Annotated in this window: 7 protein-coding genes; 6 read left to right on the top strand and 1 reads right to left on the bottom strand. The window is 39.6% G+C overall.

The window, feature by feature from the left end:
- Window positions 1-178 precede the first annotated feature (178 nt).
- The 5 genes from B2V92_RS25455 to B2V92_RS25435 all read left to right on the top strand — a co-directional run bounded on the left by B2V92_RS25455 (window position 179) and on the right by B2V92_RS25435 (window position 10,801).
- Window positions 179-1,399: a Pycsar system effector family protein gene (locus B2V92_RS25455; protein WP_293313404.1), complete on the top strand. Its 1,221-nt coding sequence runs from the start codon at window positions 179-181 to the stop codon at window positions 1,397-1,399.
- The gene (ppk1, locus tag B2V92_RS25450) at window positions 1,399-3,438 is read left to right on the top strand and encodes a polyphosphate kinase 1 (protein WP_293313403.1); all 2,040 of its coding nucleotides are present in this window, start codon (window positions 1,399-1,401) and stop codon (window positions 3,436-3,438) included. Before B2V92_RS25455 ends, ppk1 begins: the two co-directional genes overlap by 1 nt.
- Before the next feature lie 134 nt (window positions 3,439-3,572).
- Window positions 3,573-4,487 (top strand): SdiA-regulated domain-containing protein, encoded by a 915-nt coding sequence (locus tag B2V92_RS25445; RefSeq protein ID WP_293313401.1) that lies wholly within the window; start codon window positions 3,573-3,575, stop codon window positions 4,485-4,487.
- A gap of 143 nt (window positions 4,488-4,630) precedes the next feature.
- Window positions 4,631-8,236: a BamA/TamA family outer membrane protein gene (locus B2V92_RS25440; protein WP_293313399.1), complete on the top strand. Its 3,606-nt coding sequence runs from the start codon at window positions 4,631-4,633 to the stop codon at window positions 8,234-8,236.
- A 141-nt stretch (window positions 8,237-8,377) separates the two neighbouring features.
- Window positions 8,378-10,801, top strand: coding sequence for a GAF domain-containing protein (locus B2V92_RS25435; RefSeq protein ID WP_293313397.1), 2,424 nt, complete (start codon window positions 8,378-8,380; stop codon window positions 10,799-10,801).
- Between the two features lie 457 nt (window positions 10,802-11,258).
- Here the strand turns inward: B2V92_RS25435 and B2V92_RS25430 are convergent, their stop codons facing one another.
- A complete protein-coding gene (locus tag B2V92_RS25430; RefSeq protein ID WP_293313395.1) occupies window positions 11,259-11,861 on the bottom strand; it encodes a GIN domain-containing protein in 603 nt (200 codons plus the stop codon).
- A gap of 269 nt (window positions 11,862-12,130) precedes the next feature.
- Here B2V92_RS25430 and B2V92_RS25425 point away from each other — a divergent pair, with 269 nt between their 5' ends.
- On the top strand, window positions 12,131-12,487 hold the full coding sequence (locus tag B2V92_RS25425) for a response regulator (protein WP_293313393.1): 357 nt from the start codon (window positions 12,131-12,133) through the stop codon (window positions 12,485-12,487).
- The last annotated feature ends 257 nt before the right edge of the window (window positions 12,488-12,744 follow it).

Genomic DNA, 12,744 nt, shown 5'->3' with positions numbered 1-12,744 from the left:
TCTCGAGATAGATCTCTCCATTACGCTGCGCTTCAGTCGAGATGACGGCTTTTTTTATTTAGCAAAAAATAAACGTAATTTTATAATCATAAAAAATCAAAACAATTTCAGTGTAAAAAGATTTAATGAAAATGCATTTTCCCTCAAATAAACCATTAATACCATCATATTTACGTTCATGAACTATAAACAATTGCAGGAAGATGTAAAAGCGCATGTTGGCGAATACTTCCATACCCATAACGATCCGCGGTTGGTTTATCATAATTTCGAGCATACCCAGGAGGTTGTAAATGCGGCACAGCAGATTGCCAACCATTACCAGCTTAACGAGCAGGATTTTTTCACGGTAACCGTTGCCGCCTATTTTCATGATACCGGTTATTTCGAAGATGCACTGAACCACGAGGCAAAAGGTGCAGAACTGGCCGACGAATTTTTAACCAGCCATAAGGTAAACCAGGAGGTTCGCGACAGTGTGAAAAGCGCTATACTAGCCACTAAAATACCACAGCAGCCTAAAAATGAGATCGATAAAATTATCTGCGATGCAGACCTTTTTCATTTGGGTTTGGCCGATTTCCGCGCAAAAGGAAAACTGATGCACAAGGAAAACGAGCTGATTTATAAAAAAGACATCAGTAAACTCGAGTGGCGTAAAAAAGATATCCAGTTTATGGAATCGCACCATTACCATACCGATTATGCCAATCTTTTACTGAGCGATCAGAAACAGAAAAATATCGATAAGCTGAAAAGCAAACTAACCGTTCAGGAAGAAATCAGCACCGAACTCGAAGAACCTAAAAACTTTGCTCCTGTAATTATTCAGGACAAGGGTAAAAAGAAAAAGGATAAGGACGATAGGCCTGATAAAGGTATCGAAACCATGTTCAGGATTACTTCGGCAAATAACCAGCGTTTGAGCGATATGGCCGATAACAAGGCGCACATCCTCATTACTGTAAACTCAATTATGCTTTCGTTGATCGTGAGTTTGTTATTACGCCGTTTGGAAGATCATGGCAACCTGATTATTCCAACATTTATTCTCCTGATGGTAAGTTTAACCTGCGTGGTGGTTTCCATTTTATCAACCCGTCCGTCAATACCCAAGGGCGAATTTACCCAGGAAGATATGGACAAGAAAAAAGTAAACCTGTTGTTTTTTGGTAACTTTTATAAAATGAGCCTGCCAAGTTATACCGATGGGATGATTAAGGTAATGAATGATAAAGACTTTTTATACGGAACCCTTATTACCGATGTGTACTCGCAGGGCGTGGTACTGGGCCGCAAGTATAAACTGATCCGCCTGGCCTATAATATTTTCATGTTTGGTTTAATTGCGGCCGTATTGGCATTTGTAATTGCTTACGCAGCTTACGGAAAACTTTAATGGAAACAACAACCGAAACCTCTTTTTTCAATAGGGATTTAAGCTGGCTAAAATTTAACGAACGTATTTTGATGGAAGCCGAGCGCAACACCGTTCCGCTTTTAGAAAGGATCAAGTTTTTGTCGATATTTTCTTCCAACCTCGACGAATTTTACCGCGTAAGAATGCCTGTGCTGCTGGCCCTGGAAAAATTGAGCAACAAAGAAGATAACGATATTAAGATCGACGATAATTTACTAAATATCGCCAATCAACTTATTTCCGGTCAGCAACAACGATATGGCGTTGTGCTCAAATCGGATATTATTCCCCAGCTGAAAGAAAATAAAATAAATTTAATTTATGGTCAGCCATTTCCCCCGCAGATTCAGAAAAGCGTTAGCAGGTATTTTTTGAGTCAGGTAATGGCCTTTTTGCAGCCCGTTCACATTAACGAGGATACCAATTTTTTCCCGGCCAATAACGAACTTTATTTTCTGGTTACCTTAAAAAAGAATAACGAAACCGAAGCGATCATTTTAAATATTCCTTCCAATCAATTACCACGTTTTTATAAGGTAGAAACAGGAGAGGAAACCTTTATTGTTTTCCTTGATGATATTGTCCGTTTCCATTTGGATAGGATTTTCCCCGAAGGAGAAGTTACCGGTTGTTACAGTTTCAAGATAACAAGGGATGCCGAAATTGACCTGAAAGACGAATATTCGGGCAGTTTATCCGAACAGTTGGAAAAACAGTTGCTCAAACGCGATTCGGGTTTAGCCACCCGTTTTCTTCATCAGCCCGGTATACCAGCCAATGTTTTCGAACTGCTTAAAAAGCTCTTCAACCTTAAAAAGGCCAATAGGATAGAAGGCGGGCAGTACCACAACCTGAAAGATTTTATGGGTTTTCCGGTTAATTTGCCAAAATTATCGAACCAGAACTGGCCGAAAATCTGCAATACTGATGTTATTGAAGGATCTTTAACCGAGGCCATTTATAAAAACGATATCATTGTACACACGCCTTACCAGAGTTATGATAGTGTGCTGCGGTTTTTTAACGAAGCCGCCATTGATGAAGAGGTAAGGGAAATATATGTTACCCTTTACCGTGTGGCCAGCGATTCGAAAATTGTAAATGCCCTGATCAGCGCGGCTAAAAACGGTAAAAAAGTAACCGTATTGGTAGAGCTTAAAGCCCGTTTTGATGAAGCCAACAACATTAAGTGGGCCAAGAAAATGAAAGAGGTTGGCGTTGATATCATTTACAGTGTAACTGCTTTAAAAGTACATGCTAAAGTAGCCCTGGTTAAACGCCAAACAGGCGATAGGATGCATTATTCGGGTTTATTTGCCACCGGAAACTTTAACGAAAGCACTGCTGCTTTTTATACCGATCATATTTTAATGACGGCCAATAAGGAAATGCTGCGCGAAGTGGAGCTGCTTTTTATTTTTCTGGCCAAAAGGGTTAAGCCAACCTCTGCCGACCTCATTAAATTTAACCATTTACTGGTGGCACAGTTTAACCTGCAACAGGTTTTTCTGGAACTCATCGATCGTGAGATTGAATATGCCAACCAAGGGAAACCTTCGGGCATTACCATTAAAATGAATAACCTCGAAGAAAAGGTATTGATCAATAAACTTTACGAAGCCTCACAAGCAGGTGTAAAGATCGATATGATTGTGAGGAGCATCGGCCGTTTGGTTCCGGGTGTAAAAGGAATGAGCGAAAACATCAAAGTTACCCGCATCGTTGACCGTTATTTAGAACACGGACGAGTATTTATCTTTCATAATCTGGGTAAAAACGATGTGTACCTGGGCTCGGCCGATTGGATGAACCGCAACATTTACCGCAGGATTGAGGTTTGTTTTCCCATTTACAATGAGCAGATTAAACAGGAAATCATGGATATTGTCGAAATTCAGAAACAGGATAATGTACAGGCCGTTTGTATAGATGAACATATGGATAACATTCCGGTTAAAACTGGCGGGGTTCTTGTTTCTTCCCAGCATGATATTTACGAGTTGTTAAAAAATAAATAAGTTAAGTTGCCGTGGTCTGTGTCCACACAGACCACTAAGTCGGGACTACATACTTTTACCGATGGTCTGTAAGGACACAGACCATGGCAACACAGAGCATGGCAACCATGGCTTAACAATTAAATTTTACCTTTATGAAATACAATAAATTTTTCCTCACTTCAAGCTTTTTAATCGGCATTGCTTTTTTGGGCATATCCTGTGTAAACGGTAACCGCGATGATAAACAAAGCGATTCTACCGCAACAACTACTTCGGCCAGTGGTGCCGCAAAATCAGATTTTCCTTACGATCTGGCTAAACCGGTAAAATACAACATGCCGCATAACCTTTTCGAAATTTCGGGCATTGTATTCCATAATGGCGATCCGAAAGAAGTATTTGCCATCCAGGATGAAGATGGAGATCTTTTTCATTTAGGCCTGGGCGATAAAGAATCGAAGTTTACAAAATTTGGAGGCAAAGGCGACTACGAAGATGTAACCATCATTAAAAATTATTTCATTGTATTAAAAAGCAATGGCGAACTGCATACTTTCCCGATTTCGGAACTAAGTAAACCAGAGGCCACCAATGTAACCAAAACCAAAGATCTGGTACCAAAAGCCGAGTACGAAGGATTGGCTGCGGATGAAAAAAACAACATGATTTATGTGTTAACCAAAGATAGCAAGCCCGATTCTAAAGCAAAAGCATCCAGCATTTATGGCTTTAAATTTAACAACGATGCAACTTTAACTGCCGCCGGACAATTTAGCCTTTCGCATAAAGCCATCGAAAAAGTGTCAGGAGCGTCAAAATCAAGGTTCCGCCCGTCAGCATTGGCTAAAAACGTTAAAACCAACGAATGGTACGTACTTTCTTCGGTAAATAAGCTTCTCGTAATTACAGATGCCGATTTCAAGGTTAAAGCTACCCATGCCTTAGATCCAGGCTTATTTAACCAGCCCGAAGGCATTGCATTCGACCGCGACAACAACCTATACATCTCGAACGAAGGCGGAACACTTGCTGCGGGTAATATTTTGTTGTTTAAGTTGAGGAAGTAAAATTATTGTTCTTGAGTCGCCGTCATCCTGAATTTATTTCAGGATCTTTCTTGTTGTATAGACCCTGAAATAAATTTAGGGTGACGATACGCATGGAAAAAAATTAAATTTTAAAATAACTATCTTTATACAAACCTCGCACTATGATTAAAAGATTTACTCTTTTTACGATCTTATTTTTAATCAATTACATTGCCTTTGCGCAGGATGATGTAAAATACCGTGTAATTCTTTTTGGCGATGCAGGAGAAATGAACCCTGCCCAGATGCAGGACCTTAAAAATGCCGCTAAACAGATTTTATCCAAAAAAACAACCGTAGTTTATCTCGGCGATAATATTTACCCTACCGGAATGGGCCTCCCTGGAAGTGTAGAGGAAGAGGAAACCAAAAAAATATTACGTTCGCAGTTCGAACCCATGCGTAAAATGGGTGCCGCGGTTTACTTTGTGCCCGGTAACCACGATTGGGATAAATCAGGACCAAAAGGCCTTGCCAAAATCAAAGCGCAGAGCGATTATCTTGCCGCCCAAAACGATCCTTTGTTAAAATTAATTCCCCAAAATGGCTGTCCTGATCCTGTAGCCATTAAACTCACTGATAAATTAACCATTATTGCTTACGATAGCGAATGGTGGCTGTTTCCTTATAACAAATCAAATCCGGATGGCGATTGCGATTGCCGTACCAAAGATGAGGTTTTGGTAAAAATGGAGCAATTGCTCGAAGAAAATAAAGATAAAGTAATCCTTTTGGCTTCGCACCATCCATTTCAGAGTTACGGTCCGCATGGTGGCTATTTCAATTTAAGGAACCATCTTTTTCCGTTAACCTCTTTAAACAAAAACTTATACATTCCTTTACCGGTTTTGGGTTCTGTTTATCCTTTGTTACGCTCTACTTTGTTAAGCCCGGAGGATTTAAACCATCCCGCCTATAAGGATATGATCAAATCCATCACCGGTGTATTTGGCGATTATCCAAACGTAACCTACGTGGCCGGGCATGAGCATGGCCTGCAGCTGATCAAAGGAAAACAATTGCAGATTATCAGTGGCTCTGGCTCAAAAGTATCGCCTAATAAAGAAGGTAAAACCTCGCTCTTCCACGAAATGCAGCAGGGTTATGTAATTGCCGATCAGTTGAAAAACAACGATATGCGTTACGAATATTACATCTATTCGGATACCAGTGTTAAACGTGTTTACAGTTATATCAAAAAGTTCGAAGCAATCCCTCAAAAAGTAAGAAACAGGGATAAGCCGATTACTGCCGATAGCATTACGGTACGCATTAAGCCCGAATACGATAGTGTAGGCCGTTTCCACCGTTATGTTTTTGGCGAGAATTACCGTAAAGAGTACGCCGAAAAAACAAAAGTACCTGTACTTCGGATTTCGCAGATGATGGGCGGTTTGAAAGCGACACAGCGTGGTGGAGGTAACCAATCGCGTTCCTTACGTTTAGAAGATAAAAATGGTAAAGAATATGTGCTGCGCAGTGTGGAGAAATATCCTGAAGTGCTTTTGCCTGCCGCCCTGCGCGAAACCTTTGCCAAAGATGTAATTAAAGATAACATGTCGGCACAGCATCCGTTTTCGGCGCTTGTTGTACCCGATTTAGCTAAAGCAGGAGGCATTGCGCATAGCAACCCGATAATTGGCTGGGTTTCTCCCGATGATAACCTCGGTGAGTTCGAGCCTGCTTTCGCCAATACGCTTTGTTTGTTTGAAGAACGCGAACCTACGGGAGATTCAGACAATTCGCCAAAAATGGATAGAAAACTGACCGATGATAACGATAACCGGTTGGATGGCCCATCATGGGTAAGGGCAAGGGCATTTGATATCTTATTGGGCGACTGGGACAGGCACGAAGACCAATGGCGCTGGAAAGCAACCAAAACCAAAGATGGACAGATTTATACACCGGTTCCGAGAGATCGTGACCAGGTATTTTTCAGATCGGATGGTTTTTTACAACGTTACACCCAATCTTCTTCGTTATTGCCGATGATGCAGGGTTACGAACGTGGTATACAAAATGTAAACTGGTTTTTGTGGGAAGGAAGGGAAATCAGCAGCCGTTGGACAGCCAATATCGACGAAAAAGAATTTGATCAGATTGTAAAAGATTTCTGCGCCAATTACAACGATGCGGTTTTCGAAAAAGCTTTGAAAAAACTTCCTGAGCCGAGTTATTCATTGCATCATGATGAAATGTTGAAACAGTTGCGCAACCGTATTGCCACATTGCCCAAACTGATGAACCAATATTATCATTTTTTTAACCGCATTGTGGATATCGAGATGACCAATAAAAACGAACTGATCAAGATTACCGATGCTGATAATAATGGTTTACGTGTAAAAATCAATAAAATCTCCAAAGAAGGGAATATCAAAGAAGAACTTTTCGACCGAAAATTTGATCCGAAGGTAACCAAAGAGATCAGGGTGTACATGCATAATGGTAACGACAGTTTAATCTTAGACAATAAAAATGCTAATATCAAAATCAGAATTATCGGAGGCAAAGGCAACAAAGTATACGATTTTGCAAACAGCAACAGTTTAACAAGGCTATATACCCGAAAAGATAAAGCTACTTACAATGGCGAAGACGCTGATAAGATCAGGAAAATCGTTTCTAACGATACCTCGAATTTCAGTTATATTCCAAAAGATATGTACCGTAGAAATACCTGGCTGTTAAACGCAGGTTATAACCAGGATGATGGTATTTTATTGGGATTAATTTATAAGCAAACCAATCCGGGGTTCAGGAAACAGCCTTATGGTAACTCGCAAACCGTATCGTTTCTGCACTCTTTCTCTACAAAAGCTTTCCAGTTCAATTATAAAGGCGAGTGGTTAAAAGCTTTGGGTAAGGGCGATATTGTGGTAAAAGCCAATGCTTTTGCGCCAAACAATACCCAGAATTTCTTTGGTTTGGGCAACGAAACCCATTTCGACGAACATGGCGACGATATCAGGTATTACCGTGCACGTTATAACCTGTATCAGCTGGATGCAGCAATCAGGTGGCGCCGCCCGAAATCAACCTTTAGTGTTGGTCCATCATGGCAATATTATAAATATAACCAGGAGGATAATAACGGGCGTTTTATCGAAATGCCTTCACAGCTGCATTCGGCCGATTCGCTTACCGTGCGTAATGAAAAAATGTTTGCTGGTGCATTTGTCAATTTCACCAACAATACCCGCGATAACGACCTGTTGCCAACCCTGGGTAGTTATGTTGATTTTAAGGTGCTGGGTTATAAAGGTGTTAACCAATATTCGAATTCTTACGGACAGTTTACCGCAAGTATTGCCCTTTATAAAAACCTCGATGGCAGAAAAAACTTCATTTTGGCAGATCGTTTTGGCGGTGGGGTAACCGTTGGCAAGCCAGCTTTTTATCAGGCACTTTATCTGGGCGGGCAGGGCAATCTGCTCGGTTATCGCCAGTTTAGGTTTGCCGGCGAGCACCTATTTTACAACAACTTAGAGCTCAGGGCCAAGCTTGGCGACCTGGTAAGTTATGTTTTACCCGGACAAATTGGCTTATTGGGTTTTTATGATGTTGGCAGGGTATGGAAACGTGACGAAGCATCAACAATATGGCACCACGGTGTAGGAGGGGGTGTTTATTTTGCGCCGGCATCACTCACAGTTGTGCGATTTGTTATGGGGCACTCGTCTGATGGCTGGTATCCATATGTATCCCTTAACTTTAGGTACTAAATTTGTGTAACATATTTATAGATGTAATATCCAACTATTACGTTCAGCAGACGAACATTGCCTTCGCGGGTGTGTATCTTTGCAATGAATTAGTAATTAAACAGATAACTATAATTTTTACACTATAGCAAAACTTATACAATGAATACCAATGTAATACAGATACATAAAAACGAATGTATACATTGCCAGGTAGAATCATCACTGTCTTTCCGCCCCCTTGTGGAGTATTTAAAAGGCAGGTTGAAAACAGAAAAATCGGTTAAATCTGAATTTTACAGGTTTTTACTGCAAAAAATTGAAAAAGACGATGTGCTGCTTGGCAACATCAGTGCCGAAGAATTATCCAAATACAAAGATACCTTAGAATTGATTTTTACGATTCTAACGCCTTTGATGGATAATGAAGATGACTTGTTTTGGGCTTTAAGTACCCCGATCCCTGATCAGATTTTCTTTAGCACCAATGCATTCTATAAATTTTTTAAGGATCACGATCCTAAAAATAAGGTAACAAAAGATAACGAGCCGGTTGAGAAAAAACAGCTTAAATTTATCTATAATGTTATTCTGGGCCGGTTTTATAATTTTACACCGGTACTGAAAAACGAGATTATTTATGCCCATATCAATCCCGAAACCAAGCTTACGCAGTACTATAATATCCAAACAGATACCAAGTTTGTAGATATCCTGCATAAGGGCGATCTGCCTGAACTTAATTTTGAAGAACTGGGCAAGCATTTTCAGAGCGAAACCGAACTCGAATATCTGGTGGAACATTTACCATTGAGCAATTTTCATTTCGAAGGCTTTAGCATCATCTCTATAACAGATGTTACACTACAACATGCCATTGATGGAATCCGCGATGCATTGGTTGATCACAATTACCAGACCGAGGCTTACAAACATGTAATACATGCCTTAAAAACCCTGAGCGGTAACGGTAAGCTCGAATTTGGTTTAATGCCATTTTTAACGGTGAACAACAAACTGGTTTTCGATAACCAGGAGTTTTCGCAGAGCATGTTGATCAATTCGGCAAAATCGTCCAATCTCGAAGAGGAAGTTTTTTATTCGCTCGTAGAGAAATATAAAGAAAACCCAAGGGCAATTTTTGTAAGTGCCATTACCGACGATCAGATTGATAAAGATCCATTTTTAAGGGTTTTAAAGGCTGCAGGCGTTTGCTCTTACTCTGTATTGCCGATTTATTACAACAACCAGTTGGCTGGTGTTTTAGAGGTGTATTCAGACGAAGAAGTATTGGTTGATGATAAATTGTTGTCGAGGTTACGTCCGGCAATGCCTTTGATCGGTCAGCTTTTCCAATACAGCATCGAAGAGTTTGATGCCAAAATGGATGAGGTTTTGATGGATAAATTTACGGCCCTGCAACCTTCGGTACAATGGAAATTTAACGAGGCGGTTTGGCATTTCCTTCAGAATAACGAAAAACAAAAGTTAAAAGAGATCGAAACAATCACTTTTAAACACATGTATCCGTTGTTTGGTGCAATTGACATCCGTAACTCTACCGTTGAGCGCAACAAGGCCTTAAAAGACGATATGGAGGTTCAGTTAAACAGTTTGATCGATACTTTGAAGAATATCCGCAAGCATGTTTCTTTGGAGCTTACCGATAAGTTACTGTTCAACTGTAAAGACTGGATCAAACGCATCGGCGATTTTGCTTCTTCTAATGAAGAAAATAAACTGAACGAATTTTTAGAAATGGAAGTTTATCCGTTTTTATCAATAATAAAAGGTAATTATCCGGCAACAGCTGAATTTGTAGAACGTTATTTCGAAGTAATTGTGCCCGAAACCGGTGCTGCTTTTGAAAACCGCCGTCAGCTGGAAGTTTCCATGCAGTTGATCAATACTGAAGTAAGTCAGTACCTCGAAAAATCGCAGACGAATTTACAGGCTTCGTACCCTTGTTATTTTGCCAAATTCAGAACGGATGGGGTAGAGTATGATATCTACATCGGTCAGGAAATTGCACCGGATAAACCTTTCGATTTATTATACCTGAAAAATATCCGTTTGTGGCAGTTAACTTCTATGGTTGATATTGCACGTTTATCAAAAGGATTGATCAGCGAAATGCCGCGTTCGTTAGAAACCACGCAGTTGATTTTTATCCATTCCAATGCGATCGATATCAGCTTTAGGAACGATGAACGCCGTTTTGATGTAGAAGGTGCTTATAACATCCGTTATGAAGTTGTGAAAAAACGTATCGATAAAGTACTCATTAAGGGTACAACCGAACGTTTAACACAGCCCCATAAAATTGCCATGGTTTATTTCAATCCAGAAGAAGCCAAAGAATATACAGAGTATATCAAATACATGCAGGTTCAAGGCTATTTAAACGACGATTTAGAAGAACTGGAACTGGATGAACTCCAGGGTGTTTCTGGCTTGAAAGCATTAAGGGTTGGCGTAAAATACTTAGATAATAAGGCAACTACCAAACCCGATGCAGCAAAAAAGCTTAAACCTAAAGAGTTGAAATCTATTGAAAAAGAGATCGCTAAAGTGTTGCAGCGGTAAGCTGATTTAATAAAACTGAAAATCCTTTGGTAAATGCCAAAGGATTTTTTTTGCTTTTAACCACTGAGGGAACAGAAAGAAGGCACAAAGTACACAGCGCTATTCCGTGTTTTCCAAGTCTCCGTGGCAGTTATTGGATTAAGTCCTGTTCTATATAATAAATTGACGATAAAATCGTCAGGCTATTTATACGCTCGTTAAAAACGAGCGTAAGCGGATGGGTTTTAATAAAAAGAGTCGTCATTGCGAGGAGGTACGACGAAGCAACCTTAAAGCGCATGCAAGTAGCGATGGTTGTAAGATTGCTTCCTCGGCTGAAAAAGCCTCCTCGCAATGACGGACTTATTGCTGGAGCCAACAAATAAACTTTTACCATTCCATCATCCTTTTACATATTCCATAAAAAAGGCTTTCTGATCTATTCAGAAAGCCTTTTGCATTTGCGTGTTTTAATTTATTATTTAATTGCTGCAATCTCTTTTTCTATCGCAACAGTTTCTACCGAGCTGATATTGGTTTTCAAAGCGGCGAACCTATCAATGGTTAATTTTTGTGAGTTGCCCATCACCAAAGTGTGGTTATCGGTAGAACCGCTTAATTTTAAATCTGCATTATCTGCAATTACAGTGTACAAACCTTCGGTGCTGGTATTGATTTCTGCATGCGCATTTCCTTTTAAAAAGATCTGTAGGTATTTTGTCCTTAATTTTCCATCGGTTTTAACCACAGCGTTTTCTAAAGCTTCAATTCTGTATAAATCATCTACATAAACCACCAATTTGGTTTTTTCGGTACTGGTAGAGGTAATTTTTAAGTTATCGCCATCTTGTAAAATTTTGGCGGTCCCGTTATTGTCATCGGTATAAGAAACACCGGGGTTGTTATTTTGGATGATGGTAAGCTCTACATTTCCATTTACGGAAATTCTTTTAAAAGCTTTGATTTTTGCAATGGTTACAGGCTCTTTTTCTGTAGCCGAAACACTTGTGGTAAATGCAGCAGATGATAAAACGATTGCTGTTAATGAGGTTGCGATTAGGGTTTTGATTGAGGTTTTCATAATATTTTTATTTAAAAATTAAATGTTAATTAATTGTTATTTAAATGCTTAAGTGTTTATGTTAATGTTTTGTTGATAAGACGCTGTCAACACGAAAACGTTGCAGCACATTTTACGTTTTTATACAATCGATAATTAAAACTCGACGAACAGGCATTAATTCAAGACGAAAACCTGCAACATTTACTTTCCAATTGTAAAATATTCGGCGAAGCGATATTGAATTATTCTTTTTATTTATATTTAAAAAGATTTTAGTCTGTTTATTTATGAAGAAAAAGGTTGTACTTGTTCAGGATAATAAAGATATCTTAGATATTATGGACCAGGTATTGGAGGAGGAAGGTTTTGAGGTTACAGCTTCGTTAACCACCGAACCCATTGAGAAGATAGATGAAATAGAGCCGGATGTGGTAATTGTAGATGACCACATTAAAGGCAAAAAGAAAGGATCGCAGGTAATCAAAGAACTTAAATCTGATCCCGAAACCGAAGATGTATCGGCCGTTTTAACTTCTACATCAAATAATTTACCCCAACAGGCAGAAGATTGTAAAGCCGACGATTATATCGAAAAACCTTTCGATCTTGATCACATGGTTGATGTGGTGAAGAAAAATGCTTGATACTTAAGTCATCATCTCGACTGGAACGCAGTGAGATGGAGAGATCTATCTCTAGACAGATTCTGCACGTTAAGCCCATGTCGTCACCCTGAACTCATTTCAGGGTCTTTTATTCAAAAAATTGTTTCGCTTGCTGAAAAAACCTTCTCGCAATGATGACTTCCGAAAGAGAAACCTCTTAATGTCCTTAATTTCTTATGGTCACAAAAGGTCTAAGAATGTGAGGAATAGATTTCTCCGCTACGGTCGAAATGACG

The sequence above is a fragment of the Pedobacter sp. UBA5917 genome (assembly GCF_002432345.1).
Lineage (GTDB): Bacteria > Bacteroidota > Bacteroidia > Sphingobacteriales > Sphingobacteriaceae > Pedobacter.
This window is presented reverse-complemented; position numbering and strand designations above follow the sequence as displayed.